Source organism: Sporosarcina soli (assembly GCF_042655805.1).
Lineage (GTDB): Bacteria > Bacillota > Bacilli > Bacillales_A > Planococcaceae > Sporosarcina > Sporosarcina soli.
The window spans coordinates 190,199-211,878 of the sequence record NZ_JBHSNO010000015.1 but is presented as its reverse complement, the minus strand read 5'-3'; the positions used below and the strand labels follow the sequence as shown (position 1 = coordinate 211,878).

Below are 21,680 nucleotides of genomic sequence, written 5' to 3'. Positions count from 1 at the left end.
ACCTGTTTTAGATATGGCGGCTTTCGTCTGCCTGACCAATCGTCATAACCGATAGAAAGTGATGAAAAAATTGTGCGTAGTCCAAATCGAATGCGATGCGGTGAATCTTGTCTCCATTAGCAATATCAGCGGAGTGGCGGGTATCGGCAATACTTAGTCCCCTCATCAGTCCTTCATGCTGTTGCCCGATTTCAATAGGATAATACTGGAACGTCAACATTTCCGGATGGATAACCGCTATCAGTGTCAGCGCATCATGGACAGGGCTTCCTGGAAGCGTCGGATCCCGCTCGTGGTAAAATTCTGTATAAAAATCCATCAGAGGTTTGAAGATTTTCGCTTTTCCAAAGTGGTCGATATAATCGATCATTTCCGGGGTCACAATTGCCTTTTGTGTCGCGTTTAATGGGATGATGGTAACATTGTCGGCATAGGACAGCACGATTTTTACAGCAATCGGATCTGCGTGGAAGTTCGCTTCTGCGACGGGTGTTATATTTCCAGGTACCCCAAAAGCTCCACCCATCAAATAAAATTCCTTCACATTCCCCATCAATTCTTTATAAAGAATAAACATCGTGGCAAGTGAAGTCAGTCGACCGATATTCACGATGATCAACTCATCTTTATACTGCTGAATGATATGCACGATTTCCAGGAAGTTTTCGATCACAATTTCACGGTCATTCGGCACAATGGGACCTAGACCATGCACGCCATGTATATCCGGGTAGTAAGTAGGCTGTTCCGCAGTCAATGGTATTTCCGCACCCCCAATAACCGGGATGCCAGCAGGGAAATTCAAGATATTGAATAAATAATGGATATTGGTGAGCGCATCTTCCCTTGACACATTCCCATAATCAGCCACTACCCCAACGATTTCAATCTCTTCATTCAAATGGGCATACATTAAGGCGACCGTATCGTCAATCCCGATATCGCCAAATAATAACACCTTTTTGGCCACAAAATCCCTCCCTTGAATCGATCACCTAAACCTATTGTATTTTAGCTCATAACGCATTTGTGAAAAAGAAAGACTGCAATTATCAGTCGTTGAAAATGAAAAAGTTTGGACAATCAAATAAGCTATAGGTAATCACAATCAATGGGAGGGACCGATATGTACGATCCAACAATTTTTGAAAATGTAAAGGTCGCTTTTGAAAATCACGTCTATGATTTAGACAATATTGATCAGAAAATAACGATTACGAATCGGATAGATCGAATGGATTTGGCTGTTCTTGCAAGGGATTTTGCCATTCAATTTAAGGTTGTTGGTCTACAAAACATAACGGCAGAAATTAGTTTAACGGCTTCATTGAAAGAGTTAGCAGGTGAGCTATTAGAATTGCCAGGAGAAAATCCAGGTTGTGTCTTATGCCTTCGTTTTATGAAGCATGTTCAACATGTAAAAAACCAGTGCTATCAGATCGAAAAATCCCTAAACTCGATTTGGAAAGATGACATCGAGCTCACGCAAACATTGAGTTTTGAATACGGGCAAGACCCGTCAAATTACTTGAATAATATCGAACTGAACTTCAAGGAGAAAATTAACGAGGCGCATATGGAGGACATACCAGATTTTCTTTTTCATGTATTGAAAACAGTGGAAGTGTTGGATCGAATATAAACATTTCGCTATCGAACCCGATCGAAGCGGGAGGGAACTTAGAAACAGGGACAGCTTTGTCATCTCAAGCATCATCAGAAACTCAATGGAGATGCGCTTGAGATGGGACATTGTATTTTAAAGCTGTCCCTTTCTCTACGTTGCATGATTGGCTTTAGGGTTTTCTCGGTCAATAGTAGCGCGAGTACGCGGACGGGCTGATTGGTACCAGTGCTTGAACAGGATAAATATCAGCAGCAGATCGACCGCATCACCGCCGTAATACATCAGCAGGGCACCGCTTCTTGCTTGAGCTACCGGAACACCTTCCGGCGGGTATGCGTAGATGAATTTAGAAAGGATCCCATGACCGGCCAGTGCCAGTATAAAGACAATGGTTCTGAACTGGAAACTAAAACGGTGGGAGACGGGTTCTATATAGAGTAAAGAAATGGTGAATAAATACCCGGCGATGAAAACGTGCATATGCACGAAAATATGGAGTAGAAGGTTTGTATGCATAGCTGTATATAGACTAGTTGTATAGAGAAGCCATAACCCGCCAATGTTCAGGAAAGACGCCACAATCGGATGCGTGAAGAAACGGATTAGCCGTCGTTGTAACAACCGGCTAAGTTTTCTTGCGGCATGGACATTGAGTGTGCGCAGCAACAATGTCATAGGAGCAGCGAGCGCAACAAGCAACGGAGCGAGCATACCAAGCAGTAGATGACCCATCATATGTGCAGTGAAATCGGAATGGGACTGACGGGCGAGTGGGCCAATTACTGCGGTGGCAGCCAATAACACACCCGCAATAAAGGAAATCGTACGGAGCCAAGGCCATTTTCGGAGGTGCCGCCGTCGGTTGGTCGTCAAAATAGCTCCGATATAAAGGCCGATTGCCAGCAGTACGGGAATTCCAAAAAACAGATCGGTAAAGAGGAGGGACGTATGGTTGTCTAGTTCATGCTGCACGGGAAAACACCCCTCTTCCTTGACGATGGTCGTGTTTCGCTTGGATGATCAGAGCAATACCTATAATGATCATGATTGCTGCGGAAATATTCCACACAAGATCATACGGTAAAATATTCACATTGTAACGGATTTGGTGGATGCGCATGATTTTATGCTGAATTGTTCCGTCATATAGTTGGAAAGCTCCGGCACCAAGCAATTTTCCTCCCCACCACATCTTATGCCACAAAGCATCACGCCGGCGCAGATCGGCGACTAGGAATAGCCCTCCGACGGTCGCAAACCAGCTGAATGCGTGAAAAAGTCCATCCGAAACAAGACCGACCGCGACAGTCGATTTATCGTAAAATTTATGCCAATGGAGCAGTTGATGGAATAGCGTTTCATCAAGAAAAGCAACAAAACCTAAACCGAACAGGATACCGGACCAAAGATTTCGTTGCGCATATGTCGCTTTGTTTTGTGCGGTCCTCATCTTATTACCTCCATCCTATCTAAAATCTACTGCTTACCCAAGTATAGCCGTTAGTGGATTTTGGTAAACGCGGAAAGAGAGACGGAACGTAGAATGGATGGAGGATCGACTTATTTGTAGAAGTAGACAGTATTTTTCCTCCTTCTTTTGTAAATGCTGTATAAGCAATCATGTTAGAAGGAGGAATAATCATGTTGACATTACAAACAGAGCTTGAAGGGCAAGTTGCTTCTTTCGGAGTTGTCAGCAATTGTATTCGAGAGCTCGGTTATCACTTGGGCGGAAATTGGGATTATCATAAAGGCTGCTTTGACCATGTGTTGTGCCAAGAAGGGGGCGAAACCATTTATATCCGAATCCCTTTTCTCGTCACGGAAGGGGAGCTGGATGATCATGATGCTTCCATTCAATTTGGCACACCTTATATTATCAAGCATGTTGTGCATGTGGGTCTAGATCGCGATGAAAGTTCTTTGTTAGATGCAACTGGTTTCAGTCAATTCCAGCAACCGATTGATACCGACGGAAAAATCATTGATAAAAACAGATGGATCCATGCAGGCGAAGTCGCGGTGGAAAAATTAGTGGATTGTATGCATGCGCAGCAGCTCTTGAAATCTAGTTAAGGGATATTTTTTGTTTGAAACGTGTCTTTGTCTAACTTCCCTTTCCATAGGGAGGGGAAGTTACTGTTTACACAAAAACGGAACTCGTCAAATATACATAGCTAGTCATATTATTGAAGAAAAATTATAGAATATCCGGAGGCAATACAAGTGATGCGTACAATAACTTGATGACAAAGTGAATATATAGTTCAGAAAATTTATGTGTCTACATAACATTCTCGTATTATTGGTCATCGCTCAAGACTTAAAAATACATGGTTGACTCTATCCACCTTAGCGAAATCTCTATATAATAGAAAGGATTCGGCTTTTCTTAGTTCCCGACAGTTTGAGACAAAGAGAAGCATTCTAAATGAAGGAAAAGGTGTAAAATAGATGAGTTTATTGACGGTAACAAATTTAAGTCACGGATTCGGGGATCGGGCGATTTTTGATGATGTCTCTTTCCGTTTATTGCAAGGAGAGCATATCGGGTTGATCGGAGCGAATGGTGAAGGGAAATCCACGTTTATGAATATTATTACGCGCAAGCTGGAGCCTGATGCGGGAACGGTGAGTTGGGCGAAGCGGGTGCGAGTCGGCTATTTGGATCAGCATGTTGTGTTGAAGCAGGGGATGAGCATCCGTGATGTGCTGCGGACGGCATTTCAGTATTTGTATGATCGGGAAACGGAACTGAACGCGCTTTTTGCCAAGATGGGTGAGGTAGATGCGGATGAATTGGAAGTGCTTCTTGAAGAGACGGGTGAAATACAAGAAGAGCTGACAAACAATGATTTCTACATCATCGATTCCAAAGTGGAAGAAGTGGCGAACGGACTTGGGTTGAATGACTTCGGTTTGGATCGAGACGTAAATGATTTAAGTGGAGGGCAACGGACAAAGGTACTGCTTGGGAAGCTGTTGCTTGAGAAACCGGATATTCTTCTTCTCGATGAGCCGACGAACTATTTGGACGTTGAGCATATCGAATGGCTGCGCAATTATTTGCAGAACTATCCGAATGCGTTCATTCTGATCTCCCACGATATTCCATTCTTAAATAGTGTGATTGGGCTCATCTATCATATGGAGAACCAACAGATTACCCGTTATGCAGGGGATTATGATGAGTTTTTGCGTGTTTATGAGATGAAGAAACAGCAGGTGGAAGCCGCTTTCAAGAAGCAACAGAAGGAAATTGCCCATTTGAAGGACTTCGTGGCCCGCAACAAGGCGAATGCCGCAACGAGTCGAATGGCCATGTCCCGCCAGAAGAAGTTGGATAAGATGGATGTCATTGAATTGGATGCGGAAAAACCGAAGCCGCAATTCACCTTCAAACAAGCGCGGACACCTGGAAGATATCTGTTTGAAACGAAAGGGCTCGTCATCGGGTATGATGAACCGTTGTCGAAGGAACTCAATTTGACGATGGAGCGTGGTCAAAAAATTGCTTTGTCAGGTGCGAACGGCATCGGGAAAACGACGCTTTTAAAAAGCATTCTCGGCGAAATTCCGGCATTGGCAGGCTCTGTTGAACTCGGTGATCATCTGGAAGTCGGGTATTTTGAGCAAGAATCGAAAACGGACAACAACAGCACTTGCCTTGAAGAAATTTGGGAAGCTTTTCCTCATTTTACGCAATACGAAGTACGTGCAGCGTTAGCTCGATGCGGGTTAACGACGAAGCATATCGAAAGTAAAGTGAAAGTGTTAAGTGGCGGTGAACGGGCAAAAGTGCGTTTATGTAAACTCATCAATCGCGAAACGAATTTACTGGTTCTCGATGAACCGACTAATCACCTTGACTATGATGCGAAAGAGGAATTGAAACGAGCCTTGAAAGAATATAAAGGCAGTGTTTTGTTAATTTCACACGAACCTGATTTTTATGAAGGGCTCGTAACAGACGTGTGGAATGGTGAACAGTGGACGACTAAAATGTTTTAATTACAGCAAAAGCCTCTGAATTGTATTAGAATTCAGAGGCTTTTTCTATTTCTATTGACATCTCTTTGAGGATTCTCTAACATAATTGATTGATAGTGATAATCGTTATCAATAATAAGTGAGTTCATGGAGTTGAGAGATGATGAAGAAACATAGACTTATGATGGTGACTGCAATGCTGTTCAGTCTGTTTTTTGTTTTGCTAGCTTGTAGCAAAACGCCGGAAAACACTTCTTCTGTAGATACGGAGAAGGGTGCTGAAGAGTCGGAAACAGCGCAACAAAGTGATGCCAACCGGATGTTCGAGTCGGTCAAGGGACCAGTTGAGATTCCAGAAAGGCCGATGCGGATTGTCACTGATTTCTACGGTGGCGAGTTACTGTCGGTTGGCGCGAATGTCGTAGGAGTTGAGCCAACAGCATTTGAGAATCCATTTATCAAGGATTTATTGAAAGATGCCGTCGAGATCGGTCAGCCTGTCAATGTGGAAAAAGTGCTAGAGCTGGATCCGGATTTAATCGTAGTCATGTATGATGAGAATTATGAGCAACTTGCGGAAATTGCGCCTACGCTGCACATACCATATGGTACCGCGACAAGCATTCAAGAAACGGTTGAACTATTCGGGGATATAACCGGCAATCAGGAGGAAGCGGAAGCATTCTTGCGTAAATTCGACCAGAAAGCGAAGGAAGGAAGAGAGAAGCTCGCAGGTATCATCGATGCAGAGGCAACATTCGGCATTTATGAGTTGACTGACAAAGGTGAACTATGGATCTTCGGGGATAATGCAGGACGCGGGGGACAAGCGCTGTATAATGCATTGGGATTGAAACTGCCTCACAAAAATGAGAACGAAGAACAAACCCTTCAGCTATCCATGGAAGTATTGCCAGACTATGCGGCGGATTATATGTTTTTGACGGCTTATGACCCAGAGAAAAAAGGGGAGGCATTACAGAATTTAAAGGAGTCGGCCATTTGGCAAGGGCTGGATGCGATTCAAAACAATCAAGTGTTTTACAATGACTTTGATACATTTTATCGGTATGACCCGCTAGCCATTTATGGACAAATTGACTTGTTTGTCAATATGCTGATTGACAGACATCAAGAAAATAACGGGTGAACTGTTCCCGCAATCTTAACGTTAAGCACCAGACCTTGAAGCAATTTCGAATTGTTTCAGGACGAGGTGCTTTTTTGCGGGGCTGTTCAAAAACAAATTTTGAGCAAGCATAAAAATTCTTCTAACCTCCAAAGTCGGCGCATACAATTGTTTGTGAAGGAATAGAGGAGGGGTTCCATGGAAATCAAACAGTGGACAATGCAGGAAGATTTTATTTTTCCGGGAAATGTCGGGATACCGGCGGGCGCGGAAGTGATCAGCGTAACCCCGATGTTTAGCGAAGAGCGTACAGCAGACGGCGTTCGATTAACGGGTATTTATCATATTGCGGCCAATGTTCTTTTTGAAGAGGGAGGAAGCGTTGAAGAAGGGGAACGGGCGGAAGAGGCTCTAAACTCGGCAATTCTCATTGATGATGTGGAATTGGAAGGAAATGCGGGATATTTTGAATATGCCGTACCGCTTCATATCGATCTGCCACCTGAAGCTGGGAATCCGCTACAAGTAGTGACAACATCTGCGACGAACGAATTGGACGGACAAGGTTCCTTCAGTGTCGTTTGGGATGTAGAGTGCTCGTACGTGGAGTCGGTCGCGAAAGCGAAAGAGGAAGCACCGGCAACGGTTGCATCGGCGGTAGACTCATCTTCATTCGCTATTGGAGAAAAGCCATCCACAACCACCGCCATGAAGGAAGAACCGCCAACCGCCGCCATTGTTGAACAAGTGGAACAGACGGTTGAAGCAGAAGCAGAAGCGGAAGCGCCAACGATGACCGCCCATGTGGAAGAAGTGGAGGAGCAGGTGGCGTTGGAAGAAGATACCGCGAGACCCGCTACTGCGGTCGCAATAAATGACAGTGCGTATGTTGAACACGAAGATGAAGCACTGTCATTTATCGCGGGATTGGAAGACGGCGTATCCACGACCTTATTTCGATCAAATGATATTTTTGTAAAGAATGAAAGCTAGACCGCAAAGCAAACAAAGTAATAAAAAGTCACCTGTCGTCGGAACGATCAACAGCCGGATCAGTTGAAAAACACAGATCGGGATGATGATCCCTTTACAATAAAATCGTGTTTTCCGAAGCCAAGGTGGCAGTAAGTAAGGATTATAACCTTTTCGCATTCCATCATCCTTTCGTATTAGACTTGACGAGTAACCTGCACTTCCGATACAATGTTGTCAACTGCATAATGATGCATTGATCGGAAGAGTACGTGAGTCTGTTTAGCAAAGAGAGGGCACCGGTGGTGAAAGGGCCTGTAAACGATTCTCGGAAAGTCATCCGTGAGCAGTTTCCGTGAACAGACGAATTTCTAAAACGAAATGAGCCAGTAGCGGAAGCCGGTTTGAAGCCGTTATCGAAGTGTGAGGTGCACAATTTTTTCCTGTGCACGAATAAAGGTGGTACCGCGAACAACTCCTTCGTCCTTTAAGGCGATAGGAGTTTTTTTATTTGGTGCCAGTTATTGGCACCGTTTAAGTGCACCGTCTACAGAGGAGGAAACAACATGTCAAATGAAAACCTGTCGATGCCGACAAAATATGATCCGCAATCGATCGAGTCGGGTCGTTACGAATGGTGGCTGAAAGGGAAATTTTTCGAAGCGCAGCCTGAAAGTGATAAAAAACCATATACCATCGTCATTCCACCACCGAACGTAACGGGGAAACTACACCTCGGGCACGCTTGGGATACGACATTGCAAGATATTTTAACGCGCATGAAACGGATGCAAGGGTACGATGCGTTATGGCTTCCTGGAATGGACCATGCCGGAATCGCCACGCAAGCACGTGTTGAAGCAAAGTTGCGTGAAGAAGGCGTTTCGCGTTATGACCTGGGCCGTGAAAAATTTGTAGAAGAAACTTGGAAATGGAAAGAAGAATATGCCGGCCATATCCGTGAGCAATGGGCAAAGCTCGGTCTTGGGCTTGATTATTCACGTGAGCGCTTCACCCTCGATAAAGGGCTTTCCAAGGCTGTTCAAGAAGTGTTTGTCAAACTGTACGAAAAAGGTCTCATCTATCGCGGCGAATACATTATCAACTGGGATCCGGCGACGAAAACAGCGTTGTCCGATATCGAAGTCATTCACAAGGATGTGCAAGGTGCATTCTATCATATGCGTTATCCTCTCGCGGATGGCACGGGCAGTATCGAAATTGCGACAACACGTCCGGAAACGATGCTCGGCGATACGGCCGTTGCCGTTCATCCAGAAGATGAGCGCTACAAGCATTTGATCGGCAAAACAGTGAAATTGCCGATTGTCGGCCGTGAAATCCCGATCGTTGCAGATGATTATGTCGATATGGAGTTCGGTAGCGGTGCGGTGAAAATCACGCCAGCGCATGACCCTAACGACTTTGAAATCGGGAACCGTCACAATCTTCCACGCGTCCTCGTCATGAATGAAGACGGTACAATGAATAATCTTGCTGGTAAATACGAAGGAATGGACCGTTTCGCATGCCGCAAGCAAATCGTCAAAGACTTGCAGGAGATGGGTGTGTTATTCGAAATCGAAGACCATCTGCATTCCGTCGGTCACTCCGAACGAAGCGGTGCGGTTGTTGAACCGTATCTATCGACGCAATGGTTTGTAAAAATGCAGCCTCTTGCGGATGAAGCGATCAAACTCCAACAGGCTGAAGGGAAAGTCAACTTTGTGCCTGAACGTTTTGAAAAGACGTATTTGAACTGGATGGAAAATATCCACGATTGGTGTATTTCCCGTCAACTTTGGTGGGGGCATCGCATCCCGGCTTGGTATCATAACGAAACAGGCGAAGTGCATGTCGGACACGAAGCACCTGCGGATATTGAAAATTGGACACAGGATAATGATGTGTTGGATACTTGGTTCTCCTCTGCTTTATGGCCATTCTCGACGTTGGGCTGGCCTGATGTGGACAATGAAGAATTCAAACGCTATTACCCGACGGATGCACTCGTGACAGGCTATGACATCATTTTCTTCTGGGTATCCCGGATGATTTTCCAAGGAATCGAATTTACAGGACAACGCCCATTCAAAGACGTATTGATCCACGGGCTCGTTCGTGCGGAAGATGGCCGTAAAATGTCCAAATCCCTCGGCAACGGCGTTGATCCGATGGATGTTATCGATAAATACGGTGCAGATGCACTTCGTTATTTCTTGTCAACAGGTTCATCACCAGGACAGGACTTGCGCTTCTCCAACGAAAAAGTGGAGTCCATCTGGAACTTTGCCAATAAAATCTGGAATGCATCCCGCTTTGCATTGATGAATATGGACGGTATGACATACGATGAAATCGATCTGTCCGGCGAAAAATCAGTAGCCGACGCATGGATTTTGACACGCCTGAATGAAACGATCGAGCAAGTGACGAAACTGGCTGATAAATATGAGTTCGGTGAAGTCGGCCGTGCGCTCTACAACTTCATCTGGGATGATTTCTGTGACTGGTACATCGAAATGGCGAAATTGCCATTGTACGGTGAAGACGAAGCCGCGAAGAAAATGACACGCTCCGTTCTAGCCTACGTATTAGATCATACGATGCGCCTCCTGCATCCATTCATGCCGTTTATCACGGAAGAAATCTGGCAGAACTTACCGCATAAAGGCGAATCGATCACAGTGGCAGCTTGGCCGGTAGCCGATCCAGCGTTAACGGATGCATCCCGCGCAAGCGACATGAAACTGCTCATGGACATCATCCGTGCTGTACGGAATATCCGAGCAGAAGTGAATACACCAATGAGCAAAAAAGTGCCATTGTACATTTCCGCCAAAGACGAAGCAACCGTCGCTGTCTTAGAAGCGAACCGCAGCTACATCGAGCGCTTCTGCAACCCGGAAACACTCACAATCGGCCACGGCATCACAGCACCAGGCAAATCGATGTCCGCCGTCGTCACAGGCGCAGAACTATTCCTGCCGCTTGAAGGCCTACTCAACATCGACGAAGAACTAGCCCGTCTGACAAAAGAACTTGCCAAATGGGAAAGTGAAGTCAAACGCGTCCAAGGCAAACTCTCCAACGAACGCTTCATGTCCAAAGCACCCGAAGCCGTCGTCGAAGAAGAACGCGCCAAAGAAAAGGACTATCTTGAAAAGTACGCAGCCGTTGAGCGACGTATGCAGGAATTGAAAGAAATTTAAATTGACATGAAGAGACATCTCACCCGTTTTAGCGACGGGCGAGGTGTCTTTTTATATTGAAAATAGCTTCATTTTCTATACGTTTATAAATAATGAGATATGATAGTATAGACGCGAAGAAGTCTATGAAGAAAAAATAGATGGACATTAATAGTGTAAGTGTGAATAATCGGGTATGAGTATTTAGTGATGGATATTCATTTAATATAGGCCGGAAGAAAAGGATGATGGAAATGAGGAAGTATCATATAGATAGAAACTTTCATGAAGAAGGGATGACGCTCGTTGAAACACTTGCCTCTCTCGTAATCCTCTCTCTATTGATCATCGCTTTTTTAAGCTTATTTGGACAATCGGCAAGGCTGAACAAATCATCCGAGCTAGTGATGGAAGCAACCTATATTGCGCAAACACATATGGAGCAAATTTATGAGATCAGCCAAAAGACCACCTTTGGAAATAGAAACGAGTATTTAAAAATGGATAATAAATATCGGCTCATAGAAGGGGAAATCTATCAACCAAAAAAAGAAGATATAGGTTTTACAGTCTTTGTTGAAATTAAAGAACCAACTTTTGGGACGAGGGGCAGTATCCTTCGTGTAAAAGTGTATGATAAATCGGGTGAAAAATTAGAAGCACTAATGGAGACGGTACTTCTGTGGAGGGGAGAAGACCATGAATAAATTTTTCAAAAACAATCAGGGAATCACGCTTGTGGAAGTATTGACTGTGCTCGTGTTGATGTCCCTTATTCTCTTCATGATAAGCGGTATCCAAAGATTTGGACAAAATCAGTTTATCAATCAGAATAAAAACGTTCAAAATCAAGAGAATGTACAATATGCAGTCAAATATATTACGAAGGAAATAAGAAAGAGCGGAACATTTGAAGTGGCTGAAAATGGGAAATTGATAATTGGAACGGACGAATATACAGAAGGGAATTCAACAATTGATAAAAATGGTCAACCTTTTATTGAAGGGATTATAGTTTTTGATCCAAAAAAAATCGGCGATGGAAAAATGAAATTAACAATTGAAAGTATAGAAGATTCCAGAGGACAATCAGAAAAAATTGTAACGACCATCTATCAAAGGAAAGGGGACGAGTGAGGTGAGCAAGCATAATAATGAAAAAGGTTTTACACTCGTTGTCGTCTTGATGGTCCTCGTTGTCCTATCCGTTTTCACCGTCACGATCATCGGTATTGCCACAAATCATTCTGTGATTACGCATGGTGAACAGGATGACCAAGCTACCTTTTATATTGCAGAAGCAGGCATTAACAGTGTAGTTGCAAAAATCGACGTGATTGCCGAAGAAGCTGCAGCTATCGCAAAGGGTTCCTACCCCGATTTACCAGCTGAATTGAGGAAGGAAAAAGTTCATGAACTTTTTAAAGAGAAGCTAGAATCGAAAATGGTGAAATTAAACACTGATCTTAAGAAAAAAACAAACAACGGATTAAGTTTTGAAAAGAATAATAGTGAAGTTCATATCCAGCTATTAAAAAAAACGGATTTTCAATATGAAATCATATCGACAGGAACAATTGGAAAGAAAAAACGTAAATTGGAACGTTCAGTTACGATAAGTTTGGAAGGATTTAAAATTTCGAATGTCCCGGATGGGAATCCTGAAAGTAACAACAATTCGGGAGGTTCAAACCCGGTCGTGAATATACCTGAGGGAACTGCCGTCTTTGTCAATGGTCAAATTACAATGACCGAAGGAGCGAAAATCAATGGAAATATTGGGACGAATAAGTCAGGAAGTAAAACAATTGCATTATCCGGTGGTGCATCTGTAACAGGGAATGTGTTTGTGCCGGCTGGATCTGAAAGCGGAGCTGTTTCAACAACTCCAGGTATTACTGTAGCGCAGCCAACAGGACTAGATGAAAAAGCGAAGATGGAACTTCCCGAATTTCCTAAATTTGAGGACTATCCCTATCCTAAAGATCAAATTATCAAAAACAATTCAAATCAATATGAGGTCATCCGTGATGGAGATTTAAGAGTCGATAACTGGATATCTGCGGACTATGTTCTTAAAGTGTCTGACAATATGTCATTCCATGAAATAAAGTTAGGTTCCAATTATTCGATGACAATAGATGTTGGAAATACGGATAAAGTCATCGTTGTGGATCATTTGAACTTAGAAAATGGACATATAAAAATTATTGGAACTGGAAAACTGACCTTTGTCGTAAAAAATCAAATCACGATGGGATCTGGCAGTACCATCAACAATGGAGGATTTCTTGACCAATTAGGTGTTTATTTAGAAAAGTCAACTGATCCGAAAAAACCAAAAGAAGTAAAGCTCGCCGGAAGCCAGAAGATTTTCGGTTCTCTGTATGCTGAGGATGCAAATATCCATATTACAGGCGGTGGTGGATTTCAAGGGAATATCTTGACAGGTGGAAAAAAAGTCACAATTAATGGGGGAGGGAGTGCGTATTCTTCTCTTATCTTGGCACCTAATGCAGATGTCATATTGGCGGGGGGAGGAAATGTGAAAGGGGCCATTTACGCAAATACCTTGTATGCGGATGGTGGAACAATCGTACAATATAAGAAACCTACGATAGAAACAGGTCCATTTACACCAACACCCGAAAATCCAGAACCATCCGATCCGATACTGGATACATCTGCAGTGAAGTCACATTTAAAACTTGGTACTTTGACAGAAAACTGACCTTTTTTTTCGAACTATAAAACACCCATTAATAAATGCCATCAATTTTCCTGTCAACGAGTTTCATACGTTTGATATTTTGTTCTCGCTCTGACGGGATTTCCGATTTCATTCAACAGTTAGCTTCCGGAGGACTTAAAAATCTGTGTGCAAAACTTTGACTACTTTATTTATGATTTAACTACCTGTAGTGATGAAGAGATCAAAGGAAAAGCACAAATGCATATCTTGTTGACGCTTTTTCGCTATATATTCCTAAAAGAGAAAGACAAATTGTTAGCATCTATTTTGCGCTCCATCCACTACTTAAATGAATTGAAAGATAAACAAAAGGGAATGGAATATTATGAAACGATGACGCGTTATATCTTTACTGCAGCAAAAGATTTGACGAAAAAAGATGTGGAAAAAATCATAAGCGGTGAAACGAAGAATGAACGAGTTAAAAAAATCGACCGAGGAATCTAGTCATTCTCGGCCGATTTTTTTAATAGAATCACACTTGCACATTTTGGCGATACCTGGCATTCTTGCAATCCCCTACACAAAGTAAACCCACTTGCCGTCCTTCAATTCCTTATGGCATTTTCCGTCGTGCCATAAGTATTCGAGGTGGGCTATCGTTTCGCCGATGGCAAAGCGCGTTTCGTGCACTGTTAAACCGGGGCGGAACAGTCGGTTGCACACTTCGTAGACGGTCGATTCGGAACCGATTGCTGCAATGGTTTCTTCCAATCTTTCCTCATGGTGTTTCAGCAGTTCATCGATTCTATCATTGGCTCCGTAAAACGGTTTTCCGTGTGAAGGGATTACGTAGGCGACATCTAGCTGTTTCATCTCTTTCAATGAAGTGAGATAGGACTGTAATGGATTGTCATCCCCGTGAAACCAATACGAAATATTGGGTGTGATTTTCGGTAAAATATGGTCTGCTGACAATAATACATTTTTTTCAGCATTATAAAAGCAGACCATGCCATCGGAATGTCCCGGTGCAGCAATCACTTCATATTCATAATGACCGATCGGCACTTTTTCATGTTCCGTGAAATAATGATGGATTGTCGGTTGGGGCGTGACAAGTTGCTGAAACTCGGCTGTGTTGCTGACCATTTGAAGCGCTGTTTCGTTCGGAATTCCGGCAGTTTGATAGTTTTGCAAGAGGTTTTGTATATAGGTATCCGTCCAGACTTTAAAACCTGTTTCAGCATCTGTTTTTGTCATGGAAACGCGGGCATCGGTCTTTTGTTGAAGGCCGCCAGCATAGCCGAAATGATCTGGATGGTAATGGGTGATGAATAGGTCTGTCACTTCTTTATCGCGAAGCTGTTCGGCCCAAAGTCCCCTTGTGGCCGCATTATTTAAGCCGGTATCGATCAGAGTCCAGCCGTTTTCCCCCTCTGCCATAAAACAATTCACATGATTCAGTCGGAAAGGTAAGTCTATTTTGAGCAGCGTTATCCCTAATTGTTCGAGCATGTTATTTCCCCCTTTTTCACACTATACCAACCGAAACGGTTTCCATCAACTTCCAAACCCGTATGCATTGTGCTATTACGATGAAGCTAGCTTTCTCTTCATGTATACCATCAATCTCTCCGCCACCGAAAAATCATGCGTCTTGTACAATGATCTTGCGCCGACGGGGTCTTCGATTTCATTCAACAGCCAGTTGCCGTTCGGCAATAACAGAAAGTCGATACCGATATAGTCGCTTTTTAAGGCACGTGCGATTGTTATGACGTCTTTTTGCTGCCTTGTTGAAAGGGGATATTCTTCGATAGAGCCGCCGAGGGTGTAGTTGGATTTGAAGGAGCCGTTGCCAGTCCGCTTGACGGCTCCAAGCACTTCCTGTCCCAACATAAAAACCCGGACGTCTGTCGCGCCAGATTCGATGAATGGTTGGAAGATTAAGGATCGACCTTCGAATCGGCTGAAAAATGTTTTTGCATCCGTTTTGGACATGCAAAGAGAAACTTCATTCCCACCATGTCCATCTACCGTTTTCAATACGCAAGGATACGAGTTGACTTCATTCACTGAATGCACTTTTTTCGTCGGCACTGTCGGGACACCGAGGAGGGTGGCGAGTTCGAATGTTTTCATCTTATCATTCGCAATCCGATTCACTTCCGCCCGGTTCACCAAGTGGAAACCGTTTTGTTCAAATGACGCAGCTTTTTCGGGATGGCGATCACGGAATAAAATGAAGGCCGCATCCGCATCCGGCTGTTCATCTTCGACCAACAAATACAAATCTATACTGATTTTGGCGGCTTCCATCATCAAATCATCAATAAATGCGCGATTCCGCGAGGATTCTTCTCTTGAATAATAGACATAGCCTTTCATCCGATTTTCCTCAAAATATATGCAATCATCGCATCGGCGACATTGACGCCTGTTACAGTATACAGATTGCGGATATGGGCGGCTGCATTCACTTCACAAACGAGTGGTTCCTCGTTTTCGCCGAACAGCAAGTCCACGCCGGCGAATTCTGCACCGACCGCATTCGCTGCCCGGATTGCAAGTGCTTTTTGCTCTTCTGTCAGTTTGATCTGTTCAGCAACGCCACCATTTGTAATATTTGCCCGGAAATCAGTTTCGGAATGACGGTACATCGCAGCGACAATTTCTCCGCCTACGATGTTCACGCGGATATCCCGTCCTCTGCTAGAGGCGATGAATTTCTGGAAGACAAAATCCACACCGCGCAATTCATCCGTTTTCGCATAAAACTGTTCTTCTGTTTCAATTAAATACACTTTCATCCCGAATGAACCATGTCCTTCCTTGATGATCATCGGTAATCCTAGGCGCTCCAATACGCGCTCGTAGTAACCGGAATCCTGAATGGTGAATTTCGGATACACTTTTGGTGCGATGATCGTTTCAGGCATTGGAATGTCATGCTTGGCCAATTCGAGGTATTGCTTCGCTTTATTATCACATGTTTCAATCACAGCAGGATCGTTGAATATCGGAATGCCCGCGTTCTTTAAAAACTGTGCGAGTAAAATATCTTTATCGAGAAAGACGATGAAATCGGGCCGCTTTTCTAGTGAGCTCGCCAAATCCATCATCACTTCATAATTTTTTTTTAATTCGGCATGGACGCCTGCGCGTTCCGCCGCTTCTTTCACTAACTCCGCCTGATCTTTGAATTTATCGCTAATCAGACTGCCATTATAAATCACCCAACAACTGTGCATGTAGAAACCTCCGGCCATGATATACTCTTTCTATCTAGATTTTAGCATATGGAGGGATAGTTTTGATTCCGAAATTGGATGAATATAAAGAACGATGGGGAATTATGAGTGATGATTCTATTAAACCGGGATTGGAGGCAATCCAACTGGCGTTGGTGGCAGTCGGCAATCCGGAGAGGAGAGGACGGATCATCCATGTTGCCGGGACGAACGGCAAAGGGTCGACAATTGCATTCATGGAAGCGATTTTGAAAGAACACGGTTTCTCGACAGGCGTTTTTTCATCACCTGCTCTGATCGATATCCATGATCAGATCCGTATCAATGGCGAACCGATTACTAAAGCGGAGATGGACGAATCGTTCCGAATGATGAAAGAAGCGGGCTTGAGCGGGCTACTGACCAATTTTGAATTATTGACGGTTGCGGCATTTTTGACATTTGAGCGCCTTCGGCCAGATTATGTGTTATTGGAGACGGGCATGGGTGGGAAGTCGGATAGTACTAATGTCGTCATGCCAATCGTCTCTGTCATCACATCGATTGCGCTGGACCATACTGCGTTTTTAGGCGATACGATTGCGCAAGTGGCGGAGCAGAAAGCGGGCATTATAAAAGAAGGGGTTCCTGTTGTTATCGGTCCTTTGCCGACGGAAGCGCAAGTGGTTGTCCGTCAGGTGGCGAATGGAAAAGAGAGCTCGCTCTACATATATGGTGATCATTTCAAGATGGAAGGCAATCGATTCACCGGTACTGAAACGATTCCATTGGCGGAAAGGAAAATGAAAGGGGGACATCAAGGGGTGAATGCGGCGGTGGCTATTGAATCATTACGTGCTGCGGGGATCCGGCTGCAACAGCGGGCTGTACAACAAGCCATCGCCACGGTACAACTTGCCCATCGATTTGAAGAAATTGCACCAGGCGTTTTTGTCGATGGTGCTCATAATCCGGCCGCTGCTAACCAACTGGCCGAAACGATCCGTTCGGAATTTCCGGGAGAGAAAGTGGATTTTATCATCGGGATGTTGAAAGGGAAGGATATCGAGCGGACACTCAATGAACTGATCCCCATTGCGGCTTCTTTCACGTTTGTATCGTTTCCGCATGCAGGTGCGGCATCGGGGGAGGAATTGATGGGCTATTGTCAGCATAAGGTGAAAAAAGTGGTGAACGATATCAATGAAACGATGATACTAGATGCAAGTAATGATAAAAAGAAAATAGTCACAGGATCACTATATCTATTATCAGGTATAAAAGACTACTTAAAAGGATGAATTATTCCAATTAAAGTGACAATTATCGGATAACTTGATATAGTTCTTATACGGTCTATCTTTTCGGATGAATTGATTGGGAGTGACGGATGGCATGAAAAGCGAAAAACGATCTGCTCTATTGCTGACACTTTTATGGCTATTGATCGTGCCGTCAGGTGTAGTCGCGATTTTATGGAATGATCCACCGGGACAAGTGAATAGTCTCTATATCGCATTGTTTTGCATAGCCGGATTTTTCTCTGTTCTTTTCCCAATCGTTCGCAATGGAATGCCGGTGCTCCTCGTCATGTGGATTGCGGTGCCGGCATTTTTACTGTATGGGCTGTTTGTGGAGTTAGTTGTGATGCAAGTATCTCTTTTAGCGATTCTCGTTGCTCGTCGCGAGAGGATGTTGCAGTGGACTCGCTATTGTTTACATTCGTTGCTTTTTTTCTTTCTTTCTATCATTTCTGCTATTGCTTTTCACGCTGCGGGCGGGGAAGTAGGTACACTTCAGTTTTGGTCCCTCTTTTTTGCGGCTTATTGTTACCAAATCGTCCATACTTTTTTCTATCAGATTATTCGCGGTGCTTATTTTACAATTCGTAAGCGCCAGCCGGCATTTGTTTCAAAATCGGCAATTGTCGAATCGATGATTGTGTTAGCCATTTTACCGTTCGCATTGACGGTTTATTTTTTACTGCAATTATTTGGGATAGGGGCTTTTTTTCTCATTGTTATCCCTTTTTTCATCGTAACGATCATTACGTATTTCAATGATCATTCAAGGAAGTTGAATCGTCATTTGCAGCAGGCGGTGTATGTGGGAGGGGAATTGTCCGCTATACTCACTGAAAAAAAGTTAATTGACCAGTTTCTTGTCGAGGTGTCGGAATTTTTCAAAACGGACTATGCGTATTTATTCGACCATCAGGATGGATGGTTGGAGCTGATTCGTTCTTACGAACAAGGACAATTTGTCGAAATCGATTTTGCTGATTTGGCAGCGGGACAAGGAATGGCAGGAGTGGTTCTTGAACGGAAGCAGCCGATCATTTATCACAAGCGCAATGAGTGGGAAACGGTATCGAAAGGCTATTCGCCAGTTGAGATGCAAAGTGTCCTTTGTGTACCGATTACCCGCAATCAAAAAATTGAGGCGGTTATTTTATTGGCTTCCAAAAAGAAGTTCGCCTTTAAAGACTATCAGTTGAAAATTTTAGATATCCTCTGTTCTTATTTTACAGTGAATGTTGAAAAGGCAAGCTATCTGGAAGAGGCGATTATAAATAGCGAACGCTGTGCATTGACAAATGTATACAATTATCGCTTTTTGGAAGAGCGGATTGCCTATGAAACGAGTCGGTTCAATCATGGCCAAATTGATGAGTTGTCCGTTGTGATGCTGGATATTGACCACTTTAAAAAAGTGAATGATTTGTACGGGCACGAAAGCGGAAATGCTATTTTGATAGGTCTCGCACGGAAGCTGGAGGCGATGTTGCCGAAAGTGGGCATTGTAGCGCGCTACGGAGGCGAGGAGTTTGTCATTCTATTGCCTGGTGTATCCAAAAGCGCGGCTTCAGCCTTTGCTGAATACGTTCGATCGGAAATTGCCGGACATCCTTTCACCATCACCCCGGATTTGAATGAAGAGAAGCAACAGCTAGACATTCATATTACATTGAGTATCGGGGTATCGGCCGTGCCTGATGATACGGATGAAGCGATGGCGTTGCTACGGAATGCAGATCGGGCGCTTTATATCGGGGCTAAGCAAGCGGGACGAAACAGGGTGGCATCCTATACGAAATGATTGGGGAGGTGTGGGGAAAGTGGAGATTTCAAGGGAACATTGGCACGTTGCTTTCATCAGCTGGTTCGCGCTGGTCCCAATAGGCTTTCTCATCATGTACCGCTCATTTCCTGTAGGGGATGTCAATTGGCTGAACTTGAGCTTTTTGTTCGTTGGATTAGTGGTGACCATGGTATTGCCGCTTCGGTTGCCGGATGTAACTGTATCTTTGGAACGATGGATCACGTTCGCCGTCTTTCTTCAATATGGTGTACTCGCAGAATGGCTATTTACGCAACTTGCGATGATCATCCTGTTAGTTGGTGGTAAGAGTACCTTTCCGAGAGCCTACCGTATGATTGTCAATTCGGTGATATTTACGATGATATCGATGGTAAGTGGGGCGGTTTTCCATTTATTCGGTGGCGAAGTCGGGATGACTGGCTTTAAAGAGGTTGTGTGGTTTGGGCTCCTCTATGCCGTGTTTTATACTTTCACCAATACGCTATTGTTGACGTTTTTCTTCAAGATGATATCGCATCCTTATGCCCTTTTCGGGAAAGTGGCGATTTGGGATTATGCGGCGACGATGATTGTGTTTCCATGCAGTGTCGCTTTGTACTTTTTGAGCGGATTTTTTGGAAGTAAGGCAATCCTACTCATCGGTATCCCGTTCGTGTTGATCATTTTGATTGCGAGGGGGATGGTGCAATCCGATCATCTTGGACAGCGGTTATCTGCTGCAGGAAAAATTGGGCGTGATCTTGCGGAAAGGCTTGTCTTTGAAGAAGTGATTCAGACGTTTCTTGTAACATTAAAGGACGTTGTGCCATTTGAGCATGGCTACATTCTTGATTGGCGCAGGCAAGATCATCTTGTATTGCTAATGGGATCTGAAAATGGAGTTCTTTCAAAGCGGGCGACAGCATTCACATTGAATCCGAAATGGACTGCGGATGGCGGGCTAAATCACGAGGAGACAAGGGTCTATCGGACGAGGAAAGAAGTCGAGCTTTTCACAAACATCTCTTTTTCACAAGGAGTCGAATGCGTGATGATTGCCCCGATTAGACGGGACGGGAAGACAGAAGGGTTTCTCATACTTGGTTCAACGAAGAAAAACGTATTTCACCAATTGGACATGAAAATCGTCGATATATTAACCGGTTATTTTGCAATTTCTTTAGTGAAAGCACGTCTTTACGAACAAACGATTGAAAAAAGCGAACGATGCGGGTTGACAAAGCTGTATAATTACCGGCATCTCGATGCGCATTTGGAGCAAGCGGTTTCCCGTTTACGGACCGGAAAAATTTCGGATTTATCTGTTATTATATTGGACATTGATCATTTCAAATCGATCAATGATATGTATGGACATCAAAGTGGCAATGACTTATTGATTTCGCTGGCTACCATTCTTCAAACCTATTTATTTCCTGGAGCGACGGTTGCTCGCTATGGTGGCGAAGAATTTGTCTTCGTTTTGCCGGATATTAGCGAAGTGGAGGCGATGGGCTTGGCGGAGAAGTTAAGGCGCGAAGTGGCGTCCACGGCTTTTCGGATTGTCTCTGATCTTAGCGAAACGCGTGAAATGTTGGATGTACGAATGACCATTAGTCTTGGCGTCGCAACGGCGTCTAAGGATATAGAAGATGCCAATGCATTATTGCGGAATGCGGATCGTGCCCTGTATATGGGCGGAAAGCGGGCGGGACGCAATCGAGTTGGCGTGTATGGCTATGAACAAATGGAAATGGTTTGAGTT

19 protein-coding genes and 1 other annotated feature are annotated in these 21,680 nt (G+C 44.0%); of the genes, 13 read left to right on the top strand and 6 right to left on the bottom strand.

The genetic code is table 11. From position 1 onward, the window contains the following. Nucleotides 1–7: 7 nt before the first annotated feature. Nucleotides 8–970, bottom strand: coding sequence for a nucleoside hydrolase (locus ACFPRA_RS20020; protein WP_381438620.1), 963 nt, complete (start codon nucleotides 968–970; stop codon nucleotides 8–10). A gap of 156 nt (nucleotides 971–1,126) precedes the next feature. On the opposite strand from ACFPRA_RS20020, the gene ACFPRA_RS20015 reads away from it, so the two are divergent. After that, nucleotides 1,127–1,642: a hypothetical protein gene (locus tag ACFPRA_RS20015; RefSeq protein ID WP_381438618.1), complete on the top strand. Its 516-nt coding sequence runs from the start codon at nucleotides 1,127–1,129 to the stop codon at nucleotides 1,640–1,642. A 135-nt stretch (nucleotides 1,643–1,777) separates the two neighbouring features. Here the strand turns inward: ACFPRA_RS20015 and ACFPRA_RS20010 are convergent, their stop codons facing one another. After that, a complete protein-coding gene (locus tag ACFPRA_RS20010) occupies nucleotides 1,778–2,599 on the bottom strand; it encodes a cytochrome c oxidase assembly protein (RefSeq protein WP_381438616.1) in 822 nt (273 codons plus the stop codon). Continuing rightward, the gene (locus tag ACFPRA_RS20005) at nucleotides 2,589–3,077 is read right to left on the bottom strand and encodes a DUF2243 domain-containing protein (protein ID WP_381438614.1); all 489 of its coding nucleotides are present in this window, start codon (nucleotides 3,075–3,077) and stop codon (nucleotides 2,589–2,591) included. Before ACFPRA_RS20005 ends, ACFPRA_RS20010 begins: the two co-directional genes overlap by 11 nt. A 191-nt stretch (nucleotides 3,078–3,268) precedes the next feature. Between ACFPRA_RS20005 and ACFPRA_RS20000 the strand changes: the two genes are divergently transcribed. The 9 genes from ACFPRA_RS20000 (at nucleotide 3,269) to ACFPRA_RS19960 (ending at nucleotide 14,108) form a co-directional block, all read left to right on the top strand. After that, on the top strand, nucleotides 3,269–3,703 hold the full coding sequence (locus tag ACFPRA_RS20000; RefSeq protein WP_381438611.1) for a YugN family protein: 435 nt from the start codon (nucleotides 3,269–3,271) through the stop codon (nucleotides 3,701–3,703). 378 nt (nucleotides 3,704–4,081) lie between these two features. After that, complete coding sequence (locus tag ACFPRA_RS19995) at nucleotides 4,082–5,638, top strand: ABC-F family ATP-binding cassette domain-containing protein (protein ID WP_381438609.1); 1,557 nt, start codon at nucleotides 4,082–4,084, stop codon at nucleotides 5,636–5,638. A gap of 139 nt (nucleotides 5,639–5,777) precedes the next feature. Further along, nucleotides 5,778–6,767: an iron-hydroxamate ABC transporter substrate-binding protein gene (locus tag ACFPRA_RS19990; RefSeq protein WP_381438606.1), complete on the top strand. Its 990-nt coding sequence runs from the start codon at nucleotides 5,778–5,780 to the stop codon at nucleotides 6,765–6,767. A gap of 177 nt (nucleotides 6,768–6,944) precedes the next feature. Further along, complete coding sequence (locus ACFPRA_RS19985) at nucleotides 6,945–7,739, top strand: hypothetical protein (protein ID WP_381438604.1); 795 nt, start codon at nucleotides 6,945–6,947, stop codon at nucleotides 7,737–7,739. 226 nt (nucleotides 7,740–7,965) lie between these two features. Beyond that, nucleotides 7,966–8,209: a binding site (T-box leader), on the top strand. Nucleotides 8,210–8,284: 75 nt separating this feature from the next. Then, nucleotides 8,285–10,930: a valine--tRNA ligase gene (locus tag ACFPRA_RS19980; protein WP_381438600.1), complete on the top strand. Its 2,646-nt coding sequence runs from the start codon at nucleotides 8,285–8,287 to the stop codon at nucleotides 10,928–10,930. Between the two features lie 233 nt (nucleotides 10,931–11,163). Then, nucleotides 11,164–11,616, top strand: a complete 453-nt coding sequence (locus ACFPRA_RS19975; RefSeq protein ID WP_381438598.1) for a type IV pilus modification PilV family protein — start codon at nucleotides 11,164–11,166, stop codon at nucleotides 11,614–11,616. Continuing rightward, nucleotides 11,609–12,046: a prepilin-type N-terminal cleavage/methylation domain-containing protein gene (locus ACFPRA_RS19970; RefSeq protein WP_381438596.1), complete on the top strand. Its 438-nt coding sequence runs from the start codon at nucleotides 11,609–11,611 to the stop codon at nucleotides 12,044–12,046. The genes ACFPRA_RS19975 and ACFPRA_RS19970 overlap by 8 nt, the downstream gene beginning before the upstream one ends. A gap of 1 nt (nucleotide 12,047) precedes the next feature. Then, nucleotides 12,048–13,640 carry a DUF7305 domain-containing protein gene (locus tag ACFPRA_RS19965; protein WP_381438594.1) on the top strand — a complete coding sequence of 531 codons (1,593 nt, stop codon included), beginning with the start codon at nucleotides 12,048–12,050 and terminating at the stop codon, nucleotides 13,638–13,640. Between the two features lie 147 nt (nucleotides 13,641–13,787). Further along, entirely contained in the window at nucleotides 13,788–14,108 is a 321-nt protein-coding gene (locus ACFPRA_RS19960) for an Rpn family recombination-promoting nuclease/putative transposase (RefSeq protein WP_381438592.1), read from the top strand. A gap of 72 nt (nucleotides 14,109–14,180) precedes the next feature. Here the strand turns inward: ACFPRA_RS19960 and ACFPRA_RS19955 are convergent, their stop codons facing one another. The 3 genes from ACFPRA_RS19955 to ACFPRA_RS19945 all read right to left on the bottom strand — a co-directional run bounded on the left by ACFPRA_RS19955 (nucleotide 14,181) and on the right by ACFPRA_RS19945 (nucleotide 16,855). Then, nucleotides 14,181–15,119 carry an MBL fold metallo-hydrolase gene (locus tag ACFPRA_RS19955; RefSeq protein WP_381438590.1) on the bottom strand — a complete coding sequence of 313 codons (939 nt, stop codon included), beginning with the start codon at nucleotides 15,117–15,119 and terminating at the stop codon, nucleotides 14,181–14,183. A 75-nt stretch (nucleotides 15,120–15,194) separates the two neighbouring features. Next, nucleotides 15,195–15,992 carry an ATP-grasp domain-containing protein gene (locus tag ACFPRA_RS19950; protein ID WP_381438588.1) on the bottom strand — a complete coding sequence of 266 codons (798 nt, stop codon included), beginning with the start codon at nucleotides 15,990–15,992 and terminating at the stop codon, nucleotides 15,195–15,197. Then, on the bottom strand, nucleotides 15,989–16,855 hold the full coding sequence (locus ACFPRA_RS19945) for an ATP-grasp domain-containing protein (protein WP_381438586.1): 867 nt from the start codon (nucleotides 16,853–16,855) through the stop codon (nucleotides 15,989–15,991). The genes ACFPRA_RS19950 and ACFPRA_RS19945 overlap by 4 nt, the downstream gene beginning before the upstream one ends. Nucleotides 16,856–16,917: 62 nt before the next feature. Here ACFPRA_RS19945 and ACFPRA_RS19940 point away from each other — a divergent pair, with 62 nt between their 5' ends. From ACFPRA_RS19940 to ACFPRA_RS19930, 3 genes are all read left to right on the top strand, one after another. Further along, complete coding sequence (locus ACFPRA_RS19940) at nucleotides 16,918–18,135, top strand: bifunctional folylpolyglutamate synthase/dihydrofolate synthase (RefSeq protein ID WP_381438583.1); 1,218 nt, start codon at nucleotides 16,918–16,920, stop codon at nucleotides 18,133–18,135. A 94-nt stretch (nucleotides 18,136–18,229) separates the two neighbouring features. Continuing rightward, nucleotides 18,230–19,933: a sensor domain-containing diguanylate cyclase gene (locus ACFPRA_RS19935; RefSeq protein ID WP_381438581.1), complete on the top strand. Its 1,704-nt coding sequence runs from the start codon at nucleotides 18,230–18,232 to the stop codon at nucleotides 19,931–19,933. Nucleotides 19,934–19,952: 19 nt separating this feature from the next. Beyond that, on the top strand, nucleotides 19,953–21,677 hold the full coding sequence (locus ACFPRA_RS19930) for a sensor domain-containing diguanylate cyclase (protein ID WP_381438579.1): 1,725 nt from the start codon (nucleotides 19,953–19,955) through the stop codon (nucleotides 21,675–21,677). Nucleotides 21,678–21,680 lie beyond the last annotated feature (3 nt).

What these genes read in the sequence shown, in the direction of transcription:
- ACFPRA_RS20015 (WP_381438618.1), top strand. Translation starts at nt 1,127, where the DNA reads ATGTACGATCCAACAATTTTTGAAAATGTAAAGGTCGCTTTTGAAAAT.
- ACFPRA_RS20005 (WP_381438614.1), bottom strand. Translation starts at nt 3,077, where the DNA reads ATGAGGACCGCACAAAACAAAGCGACATATGCGCAACGAAATCTTTGG.
- ACFPRA_RS20000 (WP_381438611.1), top strand. Translation starts at nt 3,269, where the DNA reads ATGTTGACATTACAAACAGAGCTTGAAGGGCAAGTTGCTTCTTTCGGA.
- ACFPRA_RS19995 (WP_381438609.1), top strand. Translation starts at nt 4,082, where the DNA reads ATGAGTTTATTGACGGTAACAAATTTAAGTCACGGATTCGGGGATCGG.
- ACFPRA_RS19990 (WP_381438606.1), top strand. Translation starts at nt 5,778, where the DNA reads ATGATGAAGAAACATAGACTTATGATGGTGACTGCAATGCTGTTCAGT.
- ACFPRA_RS19985 (WP_381438604.1), top strand. Translation starts at nt 6,945, where the DNA reads ATGGAAATCAAACAGTGGACAATGCAGGAAGATTTTATTTTTCCGGGA.
- ACFPRA_RS19980 (WP_381438600.1), top strand. Translation starts at nt 8,285, where the DNA reads ATGTCAAATGAAAACCTGTCGATGCCGACAAAATATGATCCGCAATCG.
- ACFPRA_RS19975 (WP_381438598.1), top strand. Translation starts at nt 11,164, where the DNA reads ATGAGGAAGTATCATATAGATAGAAACTTTCATGAAGAAGGGATGACG.
- ACFPRA_RS19970 (WP_381438596.1), top strand. Translation starts at nt 11,609, where the DNA reads ATGAATAAATTTTTCAAAAACAATCAGGGAATCACGCTTGTGGAAGTA.
- ACFPRA_RS19955 (WP_381438590.1), bottom strand. Translation starts at nt 15,119, where the DNA reads ATGCTCGAACAATTAGGGATAACGCTGCTCAAAATAGACTTACCTTTC.
- ACFPRA_RS19950 (WP_381438588.1), bottom strand. Translation starts at nt 15,992, where the DNA reads ATGAAAGGCTATGTCTATTATTCAAGAGAAGAATCCTCGCGGAATCGC.
- ACFPRA_RS19945 (WP_381438586.1), bottom strand. Translation starts at nt 16,855, where the DNA reads ATGCACAGTTGTTGGGTGATTTATAATGGCAGTCTGATTAGCGATAAA.
- ACFPRA_RS19935 (WP_381438581.1), top strand. Translation starts at nt 18,230, where the DNA reads ATGAAAAGCGAAAAACGATCTGCTCTATTGCTGACACTTTTATGGCTA.